The sequence below is a fragment of the Stenotrophomonas sp. genome (genome assembly GCF_032061965.1).
In the GTDB taxonomy this organism is placed as follows: domain Bacteria; phylum Pseudomonadota; class Gammaproteobacteria; order Xanthomonadales; family Xanthomonadaceae; genus Stenotrophomonas.
This window is the reverse complement of sequence record NZ_DAMBEF010000006.1, coordinates 15,460-40,230: the sequence shown is the minus strand read 5'-3', so window position 1 is coordinate 40,230 and position 24,771 is coordinate 15,460. Positions and strand designations below refer to the sequence as shown.

At 64.6% G+C, this 24,771-nt stretch carries 20 protein-coding genes; 13 read left to right on the top strand and 7 right to left on the bottom strand.

All coding sequences use genetic code 11. The features are described 5' to 3' along the window. Positions 1 to 57: 57 nt before the first annotated feature. Positions 58 to 732 (bottom strand): (d)CMP kinase, encoded by a 675-nt coding sequence (gene cmk / locus RT460_RS04650; RefSeq protein WP_313317459.1) that lies wholly within the window; start codon positions 730 to 732, stop codon positions 58 to 60. Positions 733 to 922: 190 nt separating this feature from the next. On the opposite strand from cmk, the gene ykgO reads away from it, so the two are divergent. The 6 genes from ykgO (at position 923) to RT460_RS04620 (ending at position 5,651) form a co-directional block, all read left to right on the top strand. Continuing rightward, positions 923 to 1,048: a type B 50S ribosomal protein L36 gene (gene ykgO / locus RT460_RS04645; RefSeq protein ID WP_005409283.1), complete on the top strand. Its 126-nt coding sequence runs from the start codon at positions 923 to 925 to the stop codon at positions 1,046 to 1,048. A 198-nt stretch (positions 1,049 to 1,246) separates the two neighbouring features. Next, positions 1,247 to 1,576 carry a hypothetical protein gene (locus tag RT460_RS04640; RefSeq protein WP_313317457.1) on the top strand — a complete coding sequence of 110 codons (330 nt, stop codon included), beginning with the start codon at positions 1,247 to 1,249 and terminating at the stop codon, positions 1,574 to 1,576. A 69-nt stretch (positions 1,577 to 1,645) separates the two neighbouring features. Beyond that, positions 1,646 to 2,683 carry an agmatine deiminase family protein gene (locus tag RT460_RS04635; RefSeq protein ID WP_313317455.1) on the top strand — a complete coding sequence of 346 codons (1,038 nt, stop codon included), beginning with the start codon at positions 1,646 to 1,648 and terminating at the stop codon, positions 2,681 to 2,683. Positions 2,684 to 2,996: 313 nt separating this feature from the next. After that, positions 2,997 to 3,884, top strand: a complete 888-nt coding sequence (locus RT460_RS04630; protein WP_313317452.1) for a carbon-nitrogen hydrolase — start codon at positions 2,997 to 2,999, stop codon at positions 3,882 to 3,884. A gap of 11 nt (positions 3,885 to 3,895) precedes the next feature. After that, on the top strand, positions 3,896 to 4,426 hold the full coding sequence (locus RT460_RS04625) for an N-acetyltransferase family protein (protein WP_313317450.1): 531 nt from the start codon (positions 3,896 to 3,898) through the stop codon (positions 4,424 to 4,426). Between the two features lie 4 nt (positions 4,427 to 4,430). Then, positions 4,431 to 5,651, top strand: coding sequence for a TraB/GumN family protein (locus tag RT460_RS04620; RefSeq protein WP_313317448.1), 1,221 nt, complete (start codon positions 4,431 to 4,433; stop codon positions 5,649 to 5,651). Positions 5,652 to 5,970: 319 nt separating this feature from the next. Here RT460_RS04620 and RT460_RS04615 read toward each other — a convergent pair whose 3' ends face one another. The 3 genes from RT460_RS04615 to RT460_RS04605 are packed head-to-tail and all read right to left on the bottom strand — an operon-like array spanning position 5,971 to position 13,651. After that, entirely contained in the window at positions 5,971 to 9,042 is a 3,072-nt protein-coding gene (locus RT460_RS04615; protein ID WP_313317446.1) for an efflux RND transporter permease subunit, read from the bottom strand. 5 nt (positions 9,043 to 9,047) lie between these two features. Beyond that, entirely contained in the window at positions 9,048 to 12,515 is a 3,468-nt protein-coding gene (locus tag RT460_RS04610; protein ID WP_313317444.1) for an efflux RND transporter permease subunit, read from the bottom strand. After that, on the bottom strand, positions 12,512 to 13,651 hold the full coding sequence (locus RT460_RS04605; RefSeq protein WP_313317441.1) for an efflux RND transporter periplasmic adaptor subunit: 1,140 nt from the start codon (positions 13,649 to 13,651) through the stop codon (positions 12,512 to 12,514). Before RT460_RS04605 ends, RT460_RS04610 begins: the two co-directional genes overlap by 4 nt. Before the next feature lie 220 nt (positions 13,652 to 13,871). Here RT460_RS04605 and RT460_RS04600 point away from each other — a divergent pair, with 220 nt between their 5' ends. From RT460_RS04600 to RT460_RS04590, 3 genes are all read left to right on the top strand, one after another. Then, positions 13,872 to 14,261, top strand: a complete 390-nt coding sequence (locus tag RT460_RS04600) for a c-type cytochrome (protein ID WP_313317571.1) — start codon at positions 13,872 to 13,874, stop codon at positions 14,259 to 14,261. 9 nt (positions 14,262 to 14,270) lie between these two features. Further along, positions 14,271 to 14,732 carry a cytochrome c gene (locus tag RT460_RS04595; RefSeq protein WP_313317439.1) on the top strand — a complete coding sequence of 154 codons (462 nt, stop codon included), beginning with the start codon at positions 14,271 to 14,273 and terminating at the stop codon, positions 14,730 to 14,732. A 138-nt stretch (positions 14,733 to 14,870) separates the two neighbouring features. Continuing rightward, the gene (locus RT460_RS04590) at positions 14,871 to 15,155 is read left to right on the top strand and encodes a hypothetical protein (protein WP_313317437.1); all 285 of its coding nucleotides are present in this window, start codon (positions 14,871 to 14,873) and stop codon (positions 15,153 to 15,155) included. A gap of 35 nt (positions 15,156 to 15,190) precedes the next feature. On the opposite strand, the gene RT460_RS04585 is transcribed toward RT460_RS04590, so the two are convergent. After that, positions 15,191 to 16,987, bottom strand: coding sequence for a hypothetical protein (locus RT460_RS04585; RefSeq protein ID WP_313317436.1), 1,797 nt, complete (start codon positions 16,985 to 16,987; stop codon positions 15,191 to 15,193). 12 nt (positions 16,988 to 16,999) lie between these two features. After that, on the bottom strand, positions 17,000 to 17,599 hold the full coding sequence (locus RT460_RS04580) for an NfuA family Fe-S biogenesis protein (protein ID WP_313317433.1): 600 nt from the start codon (positions 17,597 to 17,599) through the stop codon (positions 17,000 to 17,002). A gap of 91 nt (positions 17,600 to 17,690) precedes the next feature. Between RT460_RS04580 and RT460_RS04575 the strand changes: the two genes are divergently transcribed. Genes RT460_RS04575 through zupT form a run of 3 tightly spaced genes read left to right on the top strand, consistent with a single transcriptional unit; the run spans position 17,691 to position 19,275 of the window. Next, the gene (locus RT460_RS04575; protein ID WP_313317431.1) at positions 17,691 to 18,038 is read left to right on the top strand and encodes a 4a-hydroxytetrahydrobiopterin dehydratase; all 348 of its coding nucleotides are present in this window, start codon (positions 17,691 to 17,693) and stop codon (positions 18,036 to 18,038) included. 1 nt (position 18,039) lies between these two features. Then, positions 18,040 to 18,456, top strand: a complete 417-nt coding sequence (locus RT460_RS04570; protein WP_313317430.1) for an energy transducer TonB — start codon at positions 18,040 to 18,042, stop codon at positions 18,454 to 18,456. 9 nt (positions 18,457 to 18,465) lie between these two features. Beyond that, positions 18,466 to 19,275 carry a zinc transporter ZupT gene (gene zupT, locus RT460_RS04565; protein ID WP_313317429.1) on the top strand — a complete coding sequence of 270 codons (810 nt, stop codon included), beginning with the start codon at positions 18,466 to 18,468 and terminating at the stop codon, positions 19,273 to 19,275. A gap of 342 nt (positions 19,276 to 19,617) precedes the next feature. On the opposite strand, the gene RT460_RS04560 is transcribed toward zupT, so the two are convergent. Next, positions 19,618 to 20,589, bottom strand: coding sequence for an RluA family pseudouridine synthase (locus RT460_RS04560; RefSeq protein ID WP_313317428.1), 972 nt, complete (start codon positions 20,587 to 20,589; stop codon positions 19,618 to 19,620). A 408-nt stretch (positions 20,590 to 20,997) separates the two neighbouring features. Here RT460_RS04560 and RT460_RS04555 point away from each other — a divergent pair, with 408 nt between their 5' ends. Beyond that, on the top strand, positions 20,998 to 24,195 hold the full coding sequence (locus RT460_RS04555; protein ID WP_313317427.1) for an Rne/Rng family ribonuclease: 3,198 nt from the start codon (positions 20,998 to 21,000) through the stop codon (positions 24,193 to 24,195). The last annotated feature ends 576 nt before the right edge of the window (positions 24,196 to 24,771 follow it).

Here is a 24,771-nt window from a genome sequence, read left to right as displayed (position 1 = left end):
GCAACATCTTTGGTGCGACTGCGGCCGACTGCTCGACCGCACTCAACGCTGGTTGGATCAGGCTTCCTTGGAAACCAGTGCCAACACCTTGGCAACGACTTCGTCGATGCCAATACCGCTGGTGTCGATGAGAACGGCGTCTTCGGCCGGCCTCAGGGGCGCCACTGCGCGCTGTGCATCACGGGCGTCGCGGGCCATGATCTCGCGCAGGAGGTCATCAAAGTTAACCGAAACCCCTTTTTCTTTCAACTGTTTATGCCGCCTCTGGGCGCGCTCCTCGGCGCTGGCAGTCAGGAAAACCTTGAATGGGGCATCCGGGAAGATGACGGTCCCCATATCCCGGCCATCGGCGACCAGACCCGGCGCAACCCTGAATGCGCGCTGCCGCTCCTTGAGCGCTGCACGCACCTCGGGGATGGCAGCAATAGCCGATGCCAGCGCCCCAGTGGTCTCCAGTCGCAGCTCGTCAGTGGCATCGGTGCCGTTGACCAACACCCGCAGGTTTTCTCCCTGTTCAGCAAATTGCACCTTGGTATCGAAGGTACAACGCACCAAGGCCGACGCATCCGAGGTATCCAGATCGGCCCAGCTCGCAGCCACACCCACCGCGCGGTAGAGCGCGCCCGAATCCAGGTAATGCCAGCCCAACTGCCGCGCCACAATGCGGCTGACGGTGCCCTTGCCTGCCCCGGACGGGCCATCAATGGTGAGAACGGGGGTGAGCTGGCTCATCTGGCTGCCTGGTTTGAACGAGGAATCAGGCTATTCTAACGCCCCGCAGCGCAGCATCGACGGCCAATTCAATGCAAGCACTTGAACGCGCATAGAATTACCCAGTAGAATGGCGGGCTTGAACGAGCGTCATCCTGCATATCCGCGGCCGCGCTCCTGAGATCCCAACAGTTATCCGCCGAGGTATGCCATGAAAGTTCTGTCCTCCCTGAAGTCGGCGAAGGCCCGTCACCGTGATTGCAAGGTTGTACGCCGTCGCGGCAAGATCTTCGTGATCTGCAAGTCGAACCCGCGCTTCAAGGCTCGCCAGCGCTGAGCCAACTGGCGCAAGCCAGCGCCTGATCCGCAAGGGTCGGGCAACGTCAAAAAGCCGCCCCCGGGCGGCTTTTTGCGTACCGGGCCGAACGCGGCGCTGGCGCAATGCGAAGCGTGCTCACTAAAAACGACATGAACCCGTACTTTCGGCTTCGTTTTTTGCTGTAATCGCAGCCTGTCCTCTGGGGAGATGAGACCAATGAAGCAAACCTTGAAGATTCTCGGCCTGATTACCGCACTGGCTGCCGCACCGGCGGCGCTGGCCGACACCTTGCTGATCGAGCGCGCGCAGGAAAAACCTGCCGAAGCGATCCCGACCCGCGGCCAGAGCATGGCCCAGGTGGAAGCCCGCTTCGGCGCGCCCAGCGAGCGCATGGATCCGCGCGGTGGCCAGAAGCGCCAGTGGCCGACCATCAACCGCTGGGTCTACCCGAATTTCACCGTGTACTTCGAGCGCCAGCGCGTGATTGACGTGGTGGCCCGCCAGGCCAGTCCCGACGAAGTCGGGCCCAAGCCGCCGATCCGCTGAGCCCTTTCCCGGTAGCAGGCCCCGGCCTGCTGCCCCAATGCCCGACCGGGCCGACTGCATCCGAGAAGAATGAACGAAACGCTCCGCTTTCCAGCCGAATGGGAAACCCAGTCCGGCGTATTGATCGCCTGGCCGAACGCCGACACCGACTGGGCAGACCGCCTGGCTGAGGTCGAGGAAACCTACATCGCGCTGGTCAGCGCCATCACCCGCTTCCAGCCAGTGCTGATCTGCGTGGCCGATGACGACATCGAGACCTATGCAGAAATGCGCCTGCGCTCGAACCGGGTGGACATGGAGCGGGTTACCTTCGTCAGTGCCGCCTACGACGACACCTGGCTGCGCGATTCCGGCCCGATCACTCTCAAGCGCGCCGATGGCAGCTTCCAACTGCTGGATTTCCGCTTCACCGGCTGGGGCGGCAAGTTCGAAGCCAGCCTCGACGACCAGTTGGTCGGCGTGCTGGACCAGGCGAAGGTGTTCAATAACGCACAGGTGCGCAGCATTCCGTTCGCACTGGAAGGCGGCGCCATCGATACCGACGGCGCCGGCAGCCTGCTGACCACCTGGAAGTGCCTGCACGAACGCCACCCGGACCGTGACCGCGCCTCGCTCAGTGCCGATATGGCGGCATGGATGCAGCAGGACCGCGTGCTGTGGCTGGACCACGGCTACCTGGAAGGCGACGACACCGACGCCCACATCGATACCCTCGCCCGCTTCGCCTCGGCAGACAGCATCGTCTATCAGAACTGCGACGACCCGCAGGACTCGCATTACGCCGAGCTGCAGGCCATGGGTGCTGAGCTGGCCGCGCTGCGCACCAGCGATGGCAAGCCTTACCGCCTGTTCCCCCTGCCGTGGGCCGAGCCGGTACTTGATGAAGGCCGCCGCCTGGCCGCGTCCTACGCGAACTTCCTGATCATCAACGGCGCGGTGCTGATGCCGGCCTACGGTGATGCTGCCGACAACGCTGCGCGCGACGTACTGGCCCAGGCCTTCCCGGACCGTGAGATCGTGCAGGTGCCCTGCCGCTCGCTGATTTGGCAGAACGGCAGCCTGCACTGCATCACCATGCAGCTGCCGGCAGGCCTGCTGAAGAACTAAGCAACGACAACCGTAATGCCGAGCCATGCTCGGCAGAGGCGTTACCAGCGAAACCAGCCGTTCGCCCCCCTCCCCCTCCTGCACCAGCACAGGAGGGGTTCAAGCCATTGCACCGAGTCACCCCTCCGGCTGCATTTCGTTCCGGCGGCATGCAAACCGTGGCGCTACACAGGTGCTCGGCCGAGCATGGCTCGGCTCTACCAAAGGCGGCACGAAGCGCCTACACGGCCTGCATCGCCCTCTGTTCAGCCGCAGCCGCAACGCAGACGCACATCCGCGCTAACATGCGCGTTTTCCCCCGCAGGATCGCAGCATGAACTCGCGCAGCCCCCTTACCGTCGCTCTGGTCCAGGAGCGTAACCACGGTGATGCCGCCGCCAATCTGGCGGTGATCGACGCACGTGTGGCCGAGGCTGCTGCGCAGGGTGCCAAGTTGGTGCTGCTGCAGGAACTGCATAACGGCCCGTACTTCTGCCAACACGAGTCGGTGGATGAGTTCGACCTGGCCGAACCGATCCCCGGCGCGAGCACCGAACACCTGGGCGCGCTGGCCAGGAAGCATGGCGTGGTGATCGTCGGTTCGCTGTTCGAGCGCCGCGCCGCTGGGCTGTACCACAACACCGCCGTGGTCTTCGAGAAGGACGGCACCTTGCTGGGCAAGTACCGCAAGATGCACATCCCCGACGACCCGGGTTTCTACGAGAAGTTCTACTTCACCCCGGGCGATATCGGCTTCAAGCCGATCGACACCTCGGTCGGTCGCCTCGGCGTGCTGGTCTGCTGGGACCAGTGGTATCCGGAAGCCGCCCGCCTGATGGCGCTGGCCGGCGCCGAACTGCTGCTCTACCCCACCGCCATCGGCTGGGATCCGGACGACATGCAGGACGAGAAGAACCGCCAGCGCGATGCCTGGGTGCTGAGCCATCGCGGCCACGCCGTGGCCAACGGCGTGCCGGTACTGAGCTGCAACCGCGTCGGCCACGAAGCCTCGCCACTGGGGGCGTCGGGCATCAACTTCTGGGGCAACAGCCATGTGCTGGGCCCGCAGGGTGAGTTCATCGCCGAAGCCGGCACCGACCCAACCCTGCTGGTCTGCGAGATCGACCTGCAGCGCAGCGAGCACGTGCGTCGCATCTGGCCGTTCCTGCGTGATCGCCGCATCGATGCCTACGGCGATCTGCTCAAGCGTTACATCGACTGACTGGACCTGCGATGAGCCTGCAACTGCGCCCCGCAACACCGGCCGACATCCCGGCCATCACCGCGATCTATGCGGTGGAAGTCCGCGAGCTGGTCAACACCTACGAGTACGAGGTGCCCAGCGAAGCGGAAATGGCGCAGCGCATGCAGGACATCAGCACGCGCGGCTTTCCCTACCTCGTCGCCACCATTGACGGCGAGGTCGCTGGCTATGCCTACGCCAACAGCTACCGTGCGCGCATCGCCTACCAGTGGACCGTTGAGAACTCGGTCTACGTGGATGCTCGCTTCCAGGGCCAAGGGGTTGGCCGCGCCTTGATGCAGGCCCTGATCGACGAATGCACCGCACGCGGCTATCGGCAGATGATCGCGGTGATCGGCGAACCCACCAATACCGCATCGATCAAGCTGCACGAACGCTTCGGCTTCGAGCTGATCGGCATCTTCCGCGGCCTTGGCCGCAAGCACGGGCGCTGGCTGGACACGGTGCAGATGCAACGCGCACTCGGCGACGGTGCCGACAGCGCCCCTTCCAATGAATGAAGCAATGACTGACTCCTCTGTTGAATCCGCCGGTGAACTGCTGGCTGGCCAGCCTGTGCGCGTGGTTGAACGCGACGGCGTGCGCTACACCCTGCTGGGCACCGCCCACGTCTCCGCTGCCAGCGTGCAGGCGGTGGAACAAGCCATCGCCAGCGGCCAGTACGATGCCGTTGCAGTGGAGCTGGACCCACAGCGCCTGCAGGCACTGACCAACCCCAACGCCTTGGCGCAGCTGGATCTGGTTGAGGTGATCCGCAAAGGACGCGTGGCACTGTTTGCCGCGAACCTGGCATTGGCCGCGTATCAGCGGCGCCTGGCCGAGCAGTTGGGCATCGAACCCGGTGCCGAACTCAAGCGTGCGGTGGAACTGGCCAAGGCCAGCGACCTGCCGGTGCACCTGATTGACCGCGACGTCGGCCTGACCTTCCGCCGCGCCTCGCAGAGCCTGGGCTTCTTCGGCAAGATCAAGCTGGTGATGGGCCTGGGTGCCGGGCTGTTCTCCTCCGAGGATGTCGGCGAGGACGAGATCGAGAAGCTGAAGCAAGGCGACATGCTGGAATCGAGCTTCGGCGAGTTCGCCAATGAAAGCCCCGCGCTGTACCAGGCCATCATCGGCGAGCGCGACCGCTACATGGCCACCCGCCTGCGCGAAGAACACAACAGCGAGCAGCGCAATGTGCTGGCCGTGGTTGGCGCCGGCCATCTGGCCGGCCTTGCCCGCTATCTGGAAACCGATAGCGAAGCTCCGGGTCCGCTGCGCGAGCAGCTGGAAGCGGTGCCGAAGAAGCGCAACATCCCCTGGATCACGTTGGGCATTCTGGCCATCGTGCTGGGCGGCATTGGTTTTGGCTTCTGGAAGGGCGGGATGGGCATGGGCGCCGACATGCTGCTGACCTGGGCGATGTATACCGGTGGCCTGGCGGGCTTGGGCGCCTTGTTGGCTGCCAGCCATCCGCTGAGCATCCTGACCGCGATTGTTGTCGCGCCGTTCAAGCCTTTCCGCTTGAGCATTCCTACCGGCGCATTTGCGGCCTTGGTGGAGACCCGCCTGCGCAAGCCGACCTATCAGGATTTCCTGCAACTGCGTGATGATGCGCAAAGCGCCAAGGGCTGGTATCGCAACCGGGTCACGCGCATCGTGCTGACCTTCATGCTGACCAACCTGGGCAGCATGCTGGGGCTGTGGCTGACCGGTTTCAGCGTTTATGGGAAGTTGGCTGGGTGACGGTTTGGGGCTTTTGAAGCTGTAGAGCATCGAAAGCTTCAAAAGCTGAAGGGCTGCCCTCACCCCTACCCCTCTCCCGCAGGCGGGAGAGGGGATTAGCTCTCTCGCTTCTGCGTCTGCTGCGGCACCTCGGCTTACGGCGGCAAAAGGACCCAGAGCTTTTGCTCGGGCTGTTGACTACGCTTTTGCTTCGGCTTTTGCATCGGCCTTTGCTTCGGCTGTCCCCTCTCCCGCATGCGGGAGAGGGGTAGGGGTGAGGGGAGCTTTTGCTTTTGCTTTTGCAGTTGCTGCCTCAATCGCAGCCGCATCAACCTAGCAATCAGCCCTCCGCAACAGCCCCCTGCTCCACCGGCGGCAAGCCGCGTGCGCGCCGCGTCAACCGCGCCGTACCGGTGCGCAGATCATCCAGCAGCGCGTAGATGGTCGGCAGGAACAGCAGGCTGACCACCGTCGAGAACGCCAAGCCGCCCGCAATCGCGCGCGCCATCGGGTAGTACGGCGGCATGCCATCGGCCGTGGTCGTGTTCAAGGCAATCGGCACCATCGCCAGGATCGCCGTGCCCATCGTCATCATGATCGGGCGCAACCGTTCGCGACTGCCCTCGATCAACGCCTCCGTGCGCGACACCCCGCGCCGTCGCAGATTGTTGATGTGCTCGATCATCACGATGCCGTTGTTCACCACCACGCCCATCAGCACCAGGATGCCAATCACCGCCATGATGTTCATCTCGGTGCCGGTCAGCCAGAACAACCAGTACACGCCATAGATCGAGAACAACACGCAGGACATGATCGCCGCCGGGAACAACAACGACTCGAACACGGCCGCCATGATCACGATCATCAGAATCAACGCGATCAGAATCGCATTCTTCATCTGATCCATACCGTCGAAGTTGATATTGAAGCCAGCGCCATTGAAGGTGTATCCGTAGCCCGGCGGGAACTGCACCCGGTCCAGCGTTTCTTCCACCGACTTGCGCGCCTGGTCCATCGGTACGTCCTTGGCCAGGCCGGCCTCGATACGCAGCATGGTCTGGCGGTTCAGGCGCTGGATCGAGTTCGCCGCCGGATTGACGTTGACGTCGACCATCGCCAACAGCGGGACCTCCTTGCCACTGGCACTACGCACCATGAAGGACGACAGATCCTCGATGCCGTAGTTCTCCGAGCCTGAGAAGCGCACGTTGACCGGAATCTCCACGTCATCTCGGTGGAAGTCGCGCAGCGATGAACCACGTAGCGCCATGCCCACGAACTGCGCTACCTGCTGCGCGCTGAACCCATAGGACGCCGCACGCTCACGGTTCACCCGCACGGCAAGCTCGGCATTGGCATCACCAATGTCCACGCGAACATCGCGCAGCTTGGGATCGCGCGACAGGATGGGCACGATGTCATCGGCCAACTCGCGCAACGTCTGGCTGGAATCCCCCACCAGGCTGAAGCGCAGGCCCTGCCCGTCGCTGCCCATGCCGCCGGGCCAACCGATACCGATCTTGGCGCGCGCCGACTGCGGCAAGCCCTTGCGCACTTCCTCTTCGATCTTCTTGCTCTGCTCGCGATCGTCGATGCTCAAGTACAGCCGGGTCTGCGCCCAGCCCTGCTCGGCAAAGCGGCTGTACACGCGCTTGATCTTGAAGTCGTCGCGGTGGGCGTTGACGAAATCCTCCACGCGCTGCACCTCCTTGCCCATCTCTTCCTTGGAATACGACCCCTTCCATTGGTAGAAGATATTTATCTCATCCGGATCATTGTCATCACCACCGCCGGTGGTATGGGTCATCGGCCACAGGCTGAGCACGGACACCAGCACGATGCCGGCCACGCTCCAACCGCGATGCTGAAGGGTCCAGCGCAGGATGCGCGCGTAACGCTCCTGCAGGCGACTGATCAAGGGCGACTTCAACGCCGGCGGGGTCTTCATCCGCGCCGACAGCATCGGGATCAGGCTCACCGCCACCAGCCACGAGGCCAGCAGCGAGAACGAAATGGTCAGCGCCAACTGGGTCAGGTAGATGGTGATGATGTTCTTCTCGCCAAACATCATCGGCAGGAACACCACGCAGTGGCACAGCGTACCGGCCGACAGCGCGATGGCCACATGGCGGGTACCGACGATGGACGCCATCTCCGGTTGCCCGGGATACTTCTCACGCTCCTGGTAGATGCTCTCCACTACCACCACGGCGTTGTCCACCAGCATGCCGACCGCCAACAGCAGGCCCATCATCGAGATGATGTTCAGGCTGATACCGGTGAAGTACATGAAGCCCAGCGTCATGATGAAACAGATCGGGATCGCCATCGACACCATCAGCGTCGACGGCCAATGCCGCAGGAAGGCATACAGCACGATCACCGACAACAGCAGGCCGATGGCGCCGGCTTCGGCCAGGGCCAGCAGCGAGCTGGTGACCGCCTTGCCCGAGTCCCAGGCAATTTCGATATCGACACCGCGCAGCGCTGGGTCCTCACCCAACCGCTCCACTTCCTTGCCGACAGCGCGCGACAGGTCCACCAGGTTCGCCGAGCGCTCCTTGTAGATGTCCACGCCCACGCTGGGCTTGCCCTCCATCCGCCGCACATAGCTCATGCGTTGCGGCTGCAGGCTGACCTCGGCAATGTCGGACAGGCGTGTACCACGGTTGTTGACCGGCAGGTCACGCAGCTCCTGCACTTCCAGCAGCTCACCCTTGGGCTGCACGCGCAGGCGGCGGCCGTCCTCGGTGATCTGCCCTGCCGACACCGCGAAATTCGCCGCCTGCAGCTTCTGCACCAGCTCGTTGAGCGCCACCCCGTGCGCGCTGATGCGGTCCTTGTCCAGGGCAATCAACACTTCCTGCTTGGCGACACCCTCCACTTCCACGCGCGCCACACCGGGCAGGCGTTCAAGACGCTGCTTGATGGTGCGCTCGATCATGTCCGCGCGGGCGGTCAGGTCTTCCTGGCTGTTCAAGCGCAGGCTGATCGCTTCCTGGTCGCTGGTGCTCCAGCGCTGCACGTAATAGCGACGGAAGTCGTCCGGCAGCTCATCGCGCACCGCATCGATGCGCTCGCGCGCTTCCGATGCAGCCATCGCGATGTCGCGGTTCCAATCGCTGAACTCGACCTGGATCTGGCCGCCTTCGGCATTGGCACGCGAGTTCATCGTCTTGATGCCGGGCATCGTGGCGATGGCCTCTTCCACCGGCCGCAGCAGGTTGCGCTCCACTTCTTCCGGAGTTGAACCGGGGTAAGGCAGGGACACGAAGAAGAACGGAATCGAGGCTTCTGGCTCGGACTCCAGCGGCAGCTTGAACGAGGCAATCAGGCCGATCACCACCATCGACACGAACAGCATGATGGTGGTGACCGGACGGCGGATGGACAGCTCGGTGATATTCATCCGTATCAGTCCTTGATGCCGCCGATGGCGTCCTGCTCATGCGCCAGCACCTGCTCAGCCTGGGCCATGGCCTGGCGTGCGCGGCGGCCGCGCTCGGCGTAGTACTCGTCCGGCTTGCGGTCCAGCAGGTCGTAGACCACCGGAATGACCAGCAAGGTGAGCATGGTCGACACCAGCAGGCCACCGATCACGGTGATCGCCATCGGCGAGCGCACTTCAGCACCTTCGCCGAAGGCCAACGCCAGCGGCAGGAAGCCGAACACGGCACACAGCGTGGTCATCATGATCGGGCGCAGGCGCGAGCGTGCGCCTTCCACCAACGCCTGTCGCTTGGGCACGCCCTCTTCCCGCAGCTGGTTGACCTTGTCGATCAGGATGATGGCGTTCTTCACCACCAGGCCAACCAATAGGATCAAACCGATGAACACCACTACCGACACAGGCGAACGCGCCAGCAGCAAGGCAGCAACTGCGCCGACCAGGGCCAGCGGAATGGTGAACAGGATGACAAAGGGATGCAGCAGCGATTCGAACTGCGAGGCCATCACCAGGTAGACCAGGAACACCGCCAAGCCGAACGCGAACAGCAGCGAACGGATCGACTCGCCGAGCTCCTGGCCCTGACCACCGATATGCATGCCGACATCAGTGCCCAATGGGTTCTTGGCAACCATGTCCTGCACTTCGGCCATCGCTGCGCCCAAGTCGATATCGCGCAGGTTGGCCGAGACGATGGCGACGCGGCGCTGGTCGGCGCGATGGATCTCGCTCGGGCCGGTAGTGGCGACCACGTCGGCGACCGAGCCCAGCTCGATGGCCTTGGCACCGGTCGGGTTGACGATCAGGCGGCGGATGTCATCCACCGACGAACGCTCCGACTCCTGCACGCGCACCAGCACGTCGATCTTGCGATCACGGAAGCTGTAACGCGTGGCCACATTGCCCTTGACCTTGTTGACCACCGCATCGGCGATCTGCCGCGTGGTCAAGCCCAGCGCTGCAGCGCGGTCCTGGTCGAACACGACCTGGATTTCCGGGAAGCCCTGCTCCACCGTCGACTTCACGTCGGCGTAGTGCGGGCTCTGCCGCAGCATGCCGGCCAGGCGATTGCCGGCGATGCGGATGTCGTCGAGGTTGTTGCCCTCGATTTCAATTTCCAGCGGCGGCGACAAGGCGAACAGTTCCGGGCGGGCAAAGTCCACCTGTGCCGACGGCCAGGCCTTCATGGTCTCGCGCAGCTTCTCTGTCAGCTCCGGCTCGCGCTTGGTGTCGTTCATCACCACCGACAGCTTGCCGATGTTCTCGCCGCTCTCGGTCGGGCTGGCGTCCAGGCGGGTGCCGGTGCCGGATACGCCGTACAGCAGGCGCACGCCTTCTTCGTTTGCATGCTTGCGCTGCACTTCACGCACCAGCGCATCGGTCTGCGCCAGCGGCGTGCCCGGGGGCAGTTTGGCGGTCATTTCAAAGCGGTCCTGGGCCAGCTGCGGCAATAGGTCCACACCGAGCAGCGGCAGGGCTGCCAGGGTCAGGCCGAATGCCAAGGTGGCAAAGCCCAACACCGGCCACGGACGCTTCAACGCGGCCGGCAGCATGCGCAGGTAGCCCGCTTCTGCACGGCCATACGGCGCCATCGCCAGATCGCTGGCCTTGCGCATCAGCGGCCCCACCACCGCCGAGATACCGCGGAAGATCCGCACCACACTCCAGGCTGCGGCATAGAAGCCGTACCGGAACATCGCACCGATGCCACGACCCGCGTAGGCCGCCGGCTTCTTCCAACGGCTTTCCGGACGCCACGGCTGGCGCGGGTCCTCGGCCGGGAATTCCAGCGGCGGGCGCCCCTTCAAGGCGCTCAGCATCGGGATCAGCGTCATCGACACCACCAGCGACACCGCGATGGCGATCGACACGGTCAGCGCCTGGTCGCGGAACAACTGGCCGGCAATGCCTTCAACGAACACCAGCGGCAGGAACACCGCGATGGTCGTCAGGGTGGAGGCAACCACGGCCATGAACACCTCGCGGGTGCCCTTGATCGCCGCTTCCAATATGCCCATGCCGCGCTCACGCGCCTTGGCGATGGATTCCAGCACCACGATGGAGTCATCCACCACCAGGCCGGTGGCCAGCGCCAGACCGCCCAGCGACATCACGTTCAAGCTCAGGCCCAGCTGGCCCATGAAGAAGAACGTGGCGATGATCGAGATCGGCAGCGACAGCGAGATGACGAAGGTGCTCCAGCCATCACGCAGGAACAGGAAGATGATCAGCACCGACAGCAGGCCGCCGATCACCGCATCGACCTTGACGTCCTTGATGGCGTGGCGGATGAAGACCGACTGGTCCTCCACCATCGTCATCTCGATGTCCTTGGGCATTTCCTTGCGGATCTGCTCCAGCCGCGCTTCCAACGCATCGGCGGTGGATACGGTATTGGCATCGCCCTCCTTGTAGACCGCCAGCTCCACGGCCTCATGGCCGGCGCTGCGGATCACCGCCTCGCGCTCCTTGTAGCCCTGGCGCACCTCGGCCACGTCCTTCAGGCGCACGCTTGGCGCGCTGCTGCTGCCGTCGCTACGCAGCGCCGCGATCACGTTCGGATCGCTACTGCCGAGGATGGCCGACATCAGCTGGCGGTTCTCGCCGGTCGAACTGCTGGAACTGGAACCGCTGGCCGTGGTCAGCAGCATTTCGCGCATCTGCTCGACGGTGGCGAACTGGTTGACCGTACGCACCAGGTAACGCTGCGAACCTTCTTCCAGGCGACCGCCCGACAGGTTCACGTTTTCCTGCTGCAGGCGCTGGATCACCGTATCCAGCGACAGGCCCAGCGCGGCCAGCTTGCGCTGGTCGATATCAACCTGGATCTCATCTTCCAGGCCGCCACCCACCTTGACCGCAGCCACGCCGCTGACCGGCTCCAGCTTGCGCTTGAGGTCTTCATCGGCGTAACGGCGCAGTTCCATCAGGCGCCGTACGGCATCGGCGTCGTTGCCGGCGTCCTGCTTGGACGACAGCGCCAGGCGCATGATCGGCTGCGTCGACGGATTGAAGCGCAGCAGCACCGGCGGCTTGGCCTCCAGCGGCAACTGCAGGGTTTCCATCTTGTCGCGCACGTCCAGGCCGGCCTGCTGCATGTCCGTGCCCCAGGCGAACTCCAGCACCACGTCGCTTTGGCCGGTACGCGAGATCGACTTGAGCTTGCGCAGGCCCTTGACGATGCCGAGCGCTTCTTCGGCCGGCTGCGAAATCAGGGTTTCCACCTCGGCCGGCGCCGCACCTTCGTAATCGGTACGCACGGTCAAGGTGGGATAGCTCAGGTCCGGCAGCAGTTCGACCTTCAGGCTGGACAGCGAGATCAGGCCGAACAACACCAGGGTCAGCGTCATCATCGCGATGGTGACGCGCCGGCGCGTGGCGAACTCGATCAGGTCGAAGCCACCACCGGAACTCGAGGCGCCGGGCGCACTCATTGCTTGCTCGCCTGTGCCGCTGCGGCCGGCGCCTTGGCTGCTGCCGCGACGGCCTTCTCCTTGCCGATCACCTGCACCGCACTGCCTTCGCGCAGCGCCGCCTTGCCGGCGATGACAACCTCGTCGCCCTGCTGCAGGCCGTTGCGGACTTCGATGAAGCCGGCATCGTCGTAACCCAGCGCCAGCTCGGTACGCACGGCCTTGCCATCACGCACCACAAAGACCGCCGGCTTGCCGCCGTCTTCCAGCAGTGCCGTACGCGGCACCACCAAGGCATCGGCGCGCTGGTCGTAGTTGATGCTCAGGCGACCAAACATGCCGGCCTGCAGTGCGTCTTCACCAGAGAAAGTGGTGACCACACGGAAGGTGCCGGTACCGTTGTCGACCACCGGCGCAACACGATCAACGGTGCCGGTGAACGGCTTGCCCGGCAATGCATCCACCTGCAGCGTCACTGCCTGGCCCGGCTTGAGCTTGGCGATCTCGCGCTCGGGCACATTGAGCGTGGCCTCCAGCTGGCTGCTGTCGACGATGCGGATGATCGGCGAATTGATCTGCACGAAGTTGCCCGGCTTGATATCGCGCGATGCGACCACACCGGAAATCGGCGCTACCACCGTGGTGTACGACAGTTCCAGCGTTGCCATGCGATACATCGCACGTGCGTTTTCCAGGTCGTAGCGCAGCTGGTCGACGTCGGCGGCGCTGACCAGTTGCTGCTGCACCAGCTTCTCGGCACGGTGGTAGCTGTTCTCCAGCTTGCGCATCTGCGCCTCGCTCTGCGCAACGCTCAGGCGTGCGCGGTCCGGATCCAGCCGCACCAGTGCCTGCCCGGCGTGCACGAGCTGTCCTTCTTCAACCAGCACCGCCAACGCCACGCCGGACGTCTTGGCGACCACCTGCGACTCAGCGCGCGGCTCCAACGCAGCGGTACCGGCATAGCTGGCGGCGATGGCACGGCGCTCGGCCTTGGCCACTTCCACCGGTACCGCATCGCTGGCCTTCTGCTCCTCCGGCGTCTTGGCCTTGGCTTCCTCGCCGCCGGCCTTGCAGCCTCCCAGCAACAGCGATGTGGTGATCAGGAGTGCAGCAGCGCAGCTTCCGGTGCGGGCGTGCAGAGTGAATAGTCGCGACATCGTCTTGTCCCTGGGGATGCGTAGGCAGGTGTTGTAGCAAAGTATTGCACCACCCCACGCCTACACCATGCGCCGAAAGTCATGGTTGACCCTGACCTCGCGTGGACTACCGCAATGCAGCATCGACGGCCTGTTTCGAACCGGTAAATACGCGGGCTATACTCGGGCCGTTCCGTATCCCACGGCGGAACCCCAGACCCGCTCACCGGATAAGGAAACCATGCGCCCGCAGCCGCTCGCCGCTTGTTTCGCTCTGGCTTTTGCCCTGACCTTCGGGGCCGCCCAAGCTGATCCGCAGTCTGCAACACCCGCCGTTGCCCCCGCCCCTGCCCCCGCCGCCACCCCGGCCGCGGCCAGCAGCGGCAATGCCGCCACCGGCCGGACCCTGGCCTATACCTGCCAGGGCTGCCACGGCATCACCGGCTACAAGAACGCCTACCCCAGCTACCGGGTACCGAAGATCGGCGGGCAGTCGGCCCAATACCTGACCCAGGCGCTGACCGAATACCGCGAGGGCAAGCGCAAGCATCCAACGATGCAGGCGCAATCGATGAGTTTCAGCCAGCAGGACATCGCTGACCTCTCCGCCTATCTGTCCACCCTCAAATAAGCACCGATCATGACGAAAGCCACGCACGCATTGCGTTTGTCCATCGCCCTGTTCGCTGCCATGGGGCTGGCCGCCTGCACCCAGTCGGAGGTGGAGTCCAGCGGCAAATCGGCTGCCGATCCCGGCCACGCCAGCGGTGAACATGGGGCCAGCTCTTCTGCAGGCCTGCCCGCGGGCCGCATTGCTGCCGGCGAGCACCTGGCCGCTGCCAAGGGCAAGGCCACCGGCCAGAGCTGCATCGACTGCCACGGCGCCGACGGCAACAACCCGATCGATCCGACCTATCCCAAGCTTGGCGGGCAATACGGCGATTACCTCGCCCATGCGCTGCAGGCCTATCGCGGCGGTACCCGCGACCACATGCTGATGACGCCGCAGGCAAAGGACCTGAGCGATCAGGACATCTCCGACCTGGCCGCCTACTTCGGCAGCCGCCCTAGCCAGCTGCGCGATCTGCACGGCGTCGACTGAATGACTGACGCCCTGTTGCCGTGAGGCGGGGCGTCAGAACAGCCAGCAGAGCCGGCACCAGTTGCCGGCCACACCCGCCCGCATCAGCAGGCTTCGCCGTACGCGCTACAGCTCAGAGCCTCTGCGGAGAACAGAAACATGCCGTTGTTCAGATGCCGCATCTGCGGCGAGAACTTTCCCGGTCGATTGATCGGGGAAGAAGACCCCGTTGGCTTCTACGCAACGCGATTCATCGAGGCAACGAATGCCGATGAAGCCAGCGCGGCGGTGCTTGAGCAACTGCGCAACGACGACATCTTCAATATTCCGGAAGAACTGCGCAGCGAGGACGCACGGATTTTCTTCGAGGAAATCGTTGAGGTGCTACCCAACACCGTGCAGCAGCCGGATGCAGGATTCAGCTTCTTCATCATGGGCTCCTGACAACGCTGGCCCAGCCCTGTGCCAGCAAGCAGCGATCAACGGCTGCCGTTGTCTTCCTGCAGCTCTTTCTTGAAGGGAATATCCGGCGGCGGCCGTGCTTCGGCCGGCTGTTCCTGCATATTGGGATTGCTCAGGCTGCAACCACCGCCGAACTGCAGCATCGACACCACACAGGAGATGCTGGTGTTGGTGCCCGGGATCGGGATCTTGATGTCCTTGACGCCCTTGCGTACCCACTCGGCCAGCAGCGATTCGTTTGGCACCCAGTACTTGTCGAACGAGGTCGGCGTGAACTCATACGGGGGGCGCTTGAGCCAGGTACCGGACTCGGCAATGCGCTCCCTGCTCCATGTATCCGTATCCCCACCCGGCGCACCGCGCGCCGGCGCCGCCGAGGACTGCCCGGCATCGCCGGCCATGCGCACACTGCCGTCGGCATTGAACAAGCCTTTGCCCTGGTCGGCCCGACCGCCCTGCTTGCCGGGCGTCTGCCTTGCCGAGGCACCCCAGTCATCGCCGCGCGCCGGCGCATCCCAGCCGCCACTTCTATCCTGCGGCCTGGGGCCGGCACCGGCGCTGGTACCGGACTGTGAACTTGGCCGCGCAGCTGCGCTACTGCCCTGGGTGGCGGCCGCAGCTGTCGTTTGGGCGTTGGATTGTCCGCTGCTGCCACTCGGGGCGCTGGCAGCAGGTGTCGCATTGCTTGCAGCCGGCGCTTCAGCCACGCCGGGCAGTTGCCGCTCGCGCACCGTCACGTCGGGCGCTTTCACTGCGCGAACCTGGGCCTCGCCTGGGCGCACTTGCGCCATGGCCACCGACTGACGCGGTGCCACTTGCACCTCGCGTTCGCGAACCCCGATATCGGGACTGCGCACCTGCACCTCGCGCGACGCAGTGCGTGTCGGAGTCATGACTACCGCCTGCTGTGGCGCAACCTCGATCTGCCGCTCACGGACCTGCACTTCAGGCATGGCCGGCTGCCGCAACTCGACGTTGGACTTCAGCACCGGCCGGGCAACCACAGGCTGCTCGGTCACGGTTTCGATACTGCGCTCGCGCACCTGCGGTACCTGCTGGCGCGTGACCACTTCGGCGACCTGTGGCGGCGGCAGCACGAAATCGCGGGTAGGCAATGGCGTCTCCGTCACCTGCAACGGCTGCTCCGAAGTTTCCGGCGGCGCTGGCGCCGGCTTTGCGGCGTCCACCGGCATGGAATCAGCCTCGGCGTCAGCCATCGATGCCGCTACGCTCGCCATTGCCTGCGCGGCAGCATCGGGAGCCGGGGCCGGCTCGGCGGTCGGCGCATCGGTGGCGGCAGTCTCTCCGCTCGCGGCCGCGCCGGTTTGTGCTGCAGCCTGCTCAGTGCTTGCGGGTGCGCCCCCGCCCTGTTGATCAGGCGTACCGCGCCCGATGTATTCCACTTGAACACGCTCGCCCTGCTCGCCGGTGTCCTCGGGCACGTTGCTACGCACCATCGCCACCCACAGCAGCAACAACGCAAACAGCAGATGCAGGCCGGCGCTGATAAAGCCGGCAAACCAGCGCGTACCGCGTTGATCGCGCGGCGGTGGTTCGCCGCCATGCCAGAACATCGCCACGATGATCCGCCACAACGGCACCGGGGCCGGAACGCCTGGTGTCGGCGCAGGCGCTCGCGCTGCCATTACCTGCACCACGTCGGTGGTTGCGAACGCAGACAGTGCCTTGGAGGCGCGCGTGCGCAACCAGTTGCTCCAGCTATAGGGCATGCCGGTGCGACGGTCGTGCAGGATGCTCACCTGCCGCCGTGCAGCCAGCAGGTTGATCAGTTCGGCAACCGATGTCACCGCCATGCAGTGCTCGACTCAGCCCGCGCTGTCGCGCGGGATATAGGGCGCCTGACCACTCTCGTGGTCGGTGGCATCGCGCACGGCGGTGATGCCCGGCACACGGCCCATCAAGGTCTTTTCGATCCCCTGTTTCAAGGTCACGTCCGCCATCCCGCAACCATGGCAGCCACCACCGAAGCGCAGCAGCACCACGCCATCGGCCGACACTTCCTGCACCGCCACGCGACCGCCGTGCGAGGCCAGCTGCGGGTTGATCTCGTTCTCGATCACCCAATGCACGCGCTCGACGATGGACGCCGCCTCGCCCGGGGCTTCGCCCTTGATCTTCGGAGCCTTGATGGTCAGCTGCTGGGCACCTGCGGTCTGGGTGACGAAATCGATTTCGGCACCGTCCAGCCAGGCCACGCTGGTAGCAGCCACATAAAGGGTGAAACCATCGCAATCGACCGCCCACTCGTCGCCGAGCAGATCGGTAGGCTCGGCAAACTCCAGGCGGGCGTCGGCGCGCGGGGTCCCGGGCTCCACGGCGGTCAGGCGAACGCCCATGCCGGGCACGGCCTCGCGCTCGATCAGCTTGCGGAAATAGTTCTGGGCGGTATCTGAGATCTGGATCATGCGGGTATTCTAGCCGTGTCTCGGTTGCCGCTGATGGGACACTGATTCCACGCACGGCATCGTTCAGTCACTTGCTTCATGGAGGTTCCCGATGGCTCCCGACCTGATCCCCCTGGTACAGGCCCACTGCATTCCCCGCAAAGGCAGCGAGCAACGCCTTGGCCAAGCCCGGCTGGCGGAGCTGCTGCCGCAGGTCCAGGGCTGGGAACTGGCGGAAAACGGCCAGGCATTGGTCCGTACATTCCGCTTTGACAACTACCACGGCACCATGGCGTTCGTGAACGCGCTGGCCTGGATCGCCCATCGTGAAGACCACCACCCCGACCTGGGCGTGCACTACGACCGTGCCGTCGTACGCTTTTCCACCCACGATGTGGGCGGCTTGAGCGAGAACGACTTCATCTGTGCCGCCAAGGCATCGGCACTAACGGAGCAATGAGATGAAACTGCAGCTGCTGTTGAGTTCCTTGATTACCGCCAGCGTACTCAGTGCCTGTGGCGGCTCCAGCCAACCGGATGCGCCGGTCATTGCACCGACCGAAGTGGCCGCCGTACAGACCCCGCCACCGGACTATCCGGCGGAACTGGCCTGCACCGGCGTGGGCGGCACCAGCGTGCTGAAAGTCGTGGTTGGGCCGCAGGGCAGCCCGACCGACGTGACGCTGGTCAGCAGCAGCGGCAACAGCCAGCTGGATGACTCGGCCGCGAAGCGCGTGCGCGAATGGAAGTTCAACGCCGCCACCCGCAACGGCCAGCCGGTGCCGACCACCATCCAGGTGCCGGTCAGCTTCAATCCCCCCGACCCCAAGCCCACCGAGTGCTTCGCCATTGAAGAACGCGTCCGCCGCGGCGGCTGATCACAGCTGATGCATCCGCTGCCCCCCGACAACCTCTGGATAGCATTCGGGCTGACCTTCGCTGCCGGCCTGGCAACGGCCATCGGTAGCCTGATGGTGCTGTTCTCCAAGCGCCCCAATCCGCGTCTGCTGGCCTTTGGCCTGGCCTTTGCCGGCGGCGCGATGGTGTACGTGTCGTTGTCAGAGATCCTGAACAAGTCGGTCGCCTCCTTCGCCATGGCCTACGGCGACCGTCTTGGCTTCACCTATGGCACCTTGTGGTTCCTGGGCGGCGTGCTGCTGGTGGTGATGATCGACCACTTCGTCCCCAACCCGCACGAAACCCTGGACAAGCAGGACCCGGCGTTCAAGGAAAAGAACCGCAGCAACATCCGCCGGGTAGGCCTGCTCAGCGCCGTGGCGATCACCGCCCACAACTTCCCGGAAGGCCTGGCCACCTTCTTCGCCACGCTGGAAAGCCCATCGGTCGGGCTGCCACTGGCGTTTGCCATCGCCATCCACAACATCCCCGAAGGGATCGCCATCGCGGTGCCGGTGTACTTCGCCACCGGACGCAAGTCCTACGCCTTCGGCGCCAGCCTGCTGTCCGGCCTGGCCGAGCCGATAGGTGCGGCCATTGGCTACTTCGCCCTGGCCGGCTCCCTGTCGCACGCCACCTTTGGCGCGGTGTTCGGCCTGATTGCCGGCATCATGGTGTTTCTGGCCCTGGATGAACTGCTGCCCGCAGCAAAGCGCTACGCCAAGGGCCACGAAACCGTCTACGGTCTGGTCATCGGCATGGCGACCATCGCCGTCAGTCTGGTGCTGTTCAAGTGGTAGTGAATTGGGGATTGGGGATTGGGGATTGGGGATTGGGGATTCGAAAAAGCGGCAACTGGCCACTGACAGGATATGAGGTACTGGCCTTTGCCAATCTCAAATCCCGAATCCCGAATCCCGAATCCCCTATCCGCGATTGGGGATTCGTAAAAGCGGCAACTGGCCGCTGACAGGACATGAGGTGCGGGCCTTTGCCAATCTCAAATCCCGAATCCCCTATCAGCGACTGGGATTTTTAAAAGCGGCAACTGGGCGCTGTTAGGACATGAGGTAGTGGGCCTTTGCCAATCCCGAATCCCGAATCCCCAATCCCCAATCCCCGCTTCACTGCCGATCCCAGCCTCAAAGCCTATCCATCGCCTCGACCAGCTCGGGCGCCAACGGTGCGTTCAATAGATAAGGTGTCTTGCCCCCATCCAGCGCGAACTCCAGCGAGGCCGCATGCAGGAACAGGCGCTTCAGCCCGATCTGCTCACGAAAGCGCTTGTTGACCGCAGGATCGCCGTACTTGTCGTCACCCGCCACCGGATGGCCGATATGCTGGGCATGCACGCGGATCTGGTGGGTGCGGCCGGTTTCGATCCGGACTTCACAGTAGGACTGGCCACCGCGACGCTCCAGCACCTTGAAATGACTCAGCGACGGCTTGCCGATCGCATTCACCTGCACATGGCGCTCGCCACCCTGGCGCAGACCTACATGCAAGGGCGCGTCCACGCTCATCACGCCATCAGGCATGCGCCCGGCCAGCAAGGTCAGGTAGCGCTTCTGGATGCCACCGTGGTCTTCACGCAGCAGCGCCTGCAGCTCCACCAGGGCCGAACGCTTCTTGGCCATGATCAGCAGCCCAGAGGTATCCCGATCCAGGCGGTGCACCAGTTCCAGGTTCAGGTTCGGGCGCAGCGCCCGCATGGTCTCGATGGCGCCGTGGCTGATGCCGCTACCACCATGACTGGCAACCCCGGTCGGCTTGTTGATCACCAGCAACTTGGCGTCTTCAAAGACGATGGCCTGCTCCATTCGTTCAAGGAAGCTGGTCGGTGGCGGCGCCTTTTCTCCTGCCTCGATGAGATTGACCGGCGGCACCCGCACCTCGTCCCCGGCCTCCAGCTTGCGCTCGGCCTTGGCGCGCCCGCCATTGACCCGCACCTGGCCACTGCGTACCAGCTTGTAGACAAGGCTGCGCGGCGCACCCTTGAGCTGGCCGAGCAGGAAGTTGTCCAAGCGCTGTCCGGCCCTGTCTTCGGGAACCTTGATCATGCGCACACTGGTTTTGCCCGAAGGCGATTGTTGGCGGTTATCGGAGTCAGTCATCAGCCTATTTATTCTGCTACACTCGGGGGGCGAGATAAGGGTTTGATTTCGTTGGAAGTTGGTCAGGGCCAGAAGCCCCGCTCCCGACGGATCCGGCACAGTACGCGGCCACCGCCCCCGGGGCGGCCATGTTAGCGGCTCGTCGGCGTTCCCGGCCATCGCCGGATGTCAAAAGCATCCGTGCTGGACGAAACCAATGTCCCGTGCGACGCCTCCGGCCCCGGTCGGGGCGGCCGCCGGCCCTGAAACACCTAAAACAAGAAAGAAGCGCTCCCGCGGCCTGCCGTGGTGTCGTAGCGCTGGAAGCCCAAGCTGCCCTGCCCGCGCGTGCGCGAATGGGTAGCCACCCGTGACCAGAGGCGAAACCCCATGGCGTTCCGCGCGGTAGCAGCGCGCGAGGAACGCACAATGAAGCGAATGCTGATCAATGCCACGCAGGCTGAAGAACTGCGCGTGGCCATCGTCGACGGGCAGAACCTGTACGACATCGATATCGAGCAGCCGTCCAAGGAACAGAAGAAGTCCAACATCTACAAGGGGCGCATCACCCGCCTGGAGCCGTCGCTCGAGGCCGCCTTTGTCGAATACGGTGGGGACCGCCACGGCTTCCTGCCGCTGAAGGAAATCTCCCGCGATTACTTCCAGGCTGGCGTGGACCACCACAAGGCCAGCATCAAGGAGCTCCTGCGCGAAGGCCAGGAGATCGTCGTCCAGGTCGACAAGGAAGAACGTGGCAACAAGGGCGCCGCCCTGACCACCTTCATCTCCCTGGCCGGCCGCTACATGGTGCTGATGCCCAACTCCCCTTCTGCCGGCGGCGTTTCCCGTCGCATCGAGGGTGAAGACCGCGCCGCGCTCAAAGAAGCGCTGGACAAGCTCAACATCCCCGACGACATGGGCGTGATCATCCGCACCGCCGGCGTTGGCCGTGATGCCGAAGAGCTGCAGTGGGATCTGGACTACCTGTTGCAGGTATGGCGCTCGATCGCCGAAGCCGCGCTAACCAAGCCTGCCCCGTTCCTGATCTATCAGGAATCGCGCCTGATCGTGCGCGCCCTGCGTGACTACCTGCGTGCCGATGTCGGCGAGATCCTGGTCGACACCGAAGAACTGTACGAGACCGCCCGCGACTTCATGCAGCAGGTGATGCCGCAGACCCTGCGCAAGCTCAAGCATTACAAGGACGACATCCCGCTGTTCAACCGCTTCCAGATCGAATCGCAGATCGAAGCGATCTACGAGCGCAATGTGCGCCTGCCCTCTGGCGGCTCGATCGTGGTTGACCAGACTGAAGCCCTGACCGCCGTCGACGTCAACTCTGCCCGCTCCACCAAGGGCAGCGACATCGAAGACACCGCGTTCCAGACCAACCTGGAGGCCGCCGAAGAAGTGGCCCGCCAGCTGCGCCTGCGCGACCTGGGCGGCCTGGTGGTGATCGACTTCATCGACATGTCCTCGAACAAGCACCAGCGCGAAGTCGAGAACCGCCTGCAGAACGCCCTGAAGTACGACCGCGCCCGCGTCCAGCTTGGCCGCATCTCGCGCTTTGGCCTGATGGAAATGAGCCGTCAGCGCCTGCGTCCGAGCCTGGGTGAATCCAGCCAGATCGTGTGCCCGCGTTGCGATGGCCAAGGCCGCATGCGCAGCGTCGAGTCGCTGTCGCTGTCCATCATCCGCGTTGCTGAAGAGCACGCGATGAAGGAGAACACCGGGCAGGTGCTGGTACAGGCCCCGGTCGAGATCGCCAACTTCCTGCTCAACGAAAAGCGCGGCGCCCTGCGCGAGATCGAGCGTCGCCACGACGCACCGATCGTCATCGTCGCCGACGAGCAGCTGCATACCCCGCATTACGAAGTCACGCGCCTGCGCGACAACGAGCTGGGTGAAGAGTCCAACAAGCCGAGCTACCAGCGTGGCACCCCGCGCAAGCTGCCGGTGCACGCACTGACCAAGGCACAGCTGAACATCCCGCCGGCACCGGCCGTCACCCAAGTCAAGCACAGCCAGCCGGCACCGGTCCGCGAGGTGGTCGAAGCCGCCCCGGCACCTGCCCCGGTAGCTGCACCGGCAGCGCCGGCCGCCGGTGGCGGCGTCATGGGTTGGCTCAAGCGTGTGTTCGGTGGCGAAGCCAGCGCGCCCGCGCAGCCGGCCCAGCCGCAGCGCCAGGACGGTGGCCGCAACAACCGCGGTGATCGCAACAACCAGCGCCGTGACGGCCGCAATGGCGGGGCCGGCAACAATGCCCAGCAGCGCAACGGCAACAATGCCAACGGCAACCGCCGTGACGACCAGCGCCGTGATGAACGACGCGAGGACCGTCGTGATGAGCGCCGCCAGGGCAACGAAAAGCCGCAGCAGGCGCAGGGCCAGAACAACGCCCAGCAGCAGCCCAAGCAGCGCAACGAGCAGGCCCAGCAGGGCAAGCCGCGCAATGAGCAGCAGCCCAAGCAGCCGAAACAGCCCAAGCAGCCCAAGCCGCAGCAGGACGCCGACAAGTCGCAGCAGCAAGCGCCCGAAAAGCAGGCGCGTCAGCAGCAGCCAGCGGAGGCCGTGCGCAATCCCGCCGCAGTCGCCACTGCCGCCGCACCGGTAACCGCAGCAGTCGTCGTCGCCAACGAGGTCATCTCGACCCCGGCTACCGCCCCGGCTCCGGTGCAGGACAAGCCCGTGCTTGAAACGCCGCTGCAGGCTGCCCCGACCGACAGCACCGAAGACCTCGCCGTCGCCGTAACCGGCAGCACCGACGAAACCGCTGCCGCAACCGACGAAGCAGCAGGTGAAGGCGGCAGCCGCCGCCGTCGCGGTCGTCGTGGTGGTCGTCGTCGTCGTCGTGGCAATGGCGAAGGTGCAACAGGTACCGAGTTGGGCGCCAATGACGAAGACAGCATCGACGGCAACGATGATGCCGAGAACGAAGGCGATGCCGAGGCCACCCAGGCAGCGGCACCGAAGGCCAGCAGCCAGCCGGAATTCGACTTTGATGACGATGCCGCAGTTGCACCCGCAGCTGCTGCCATCGAGCCCAAGCCGGAAGCCAAGCCTGCTGCCGTTGCTCCGGTAGTTGCTGCCGCAGTCGCAGTCGAAGCTGTCGCTCCGGCTCCGGCTCCGGCGATTGAAGCCGCCCCGAGCACCGTCACCGCACCTTCCGTTGAGATCACCACGCCGGTGGTCACCCAGCGCGAGAAAGCGGATCTGCCGGCCCAGGCCGTCGACACGCCGGCACCCGCCGCCGTGAGCGAACCCCCCGTCGTCGCGGAAGTGCCTGTGGTGGAAGCGCCGGCCGCAGTAGCGCCGCCGGTCGTCGAAGCACCGGCAACCCCGGCTCCCGCTGAAGCCACGCCAGTGACTGCTGTCGAGGCCCCGGTCGTCGTCACTGCGCCGGAAGTTGCAAATCCGCCGGTGGCACCGGCAGCCCCGCAGAACGGCCAGCTGTTCGCGCAGCGGACCGAAGAAGCGCCGGTTGAAACCGCATCGGCCGATGCAGCTGCAGCACAGCCGCAGATCGCGCAGCAGGCAGCGCCTGTCGCCCCGATCGCAGCAGCCGAGGCTGCAGTAGAGGCTGAAGCCGAAGCCAATGACGACACCGACAAGAAGTCGAACGTCTGATCGTCAAGCTGCCTTTTCGCAACGTGACGAAATGAAAGAGCGGCCTTCGGGCCGCTCTTTTTTTGTACTTCCCTCCAGATCCGGTAGACGCCGAACAGCCCCGCCCCCTACCAAGGGCTGGATCAAACCGCGCCACCGTAGCCCGGGGAAGCGCAGCGCACCCGGGGGCTTTTGTCCGCAACCGACATCACCAACGGTTACCCGAGTCCCGGGTGCGCTGCGCTTACCCGGGCTACGGCAGTGCCGGGGACATCGTCGGCAACGAAGCGCGCACGGGAGTTGTCACGACCCCATCCAAAGCCGGGCTCGCGTCGATACGCAAAGCCGGATGACGCACGAAATATTTTCAGATCCCGGTAGCCCGGGTAAGCGCAGCGCACCCGGGGCTTTTGCCCGCCATCGACAACACCTTCCGTCACTCGATTCCCGGGTGCGCTGCGCTTACCCGGGCTACGGCGGTGGCGGGACACCGTCGGCAACGAAGCGCGCACGGGAGTTGTCACGACCACATCCAAAGCCGAGCTCGCGTCGATACGCAAAGCCGGATGACGCACGAAATATTTTCAGATCCCGGTA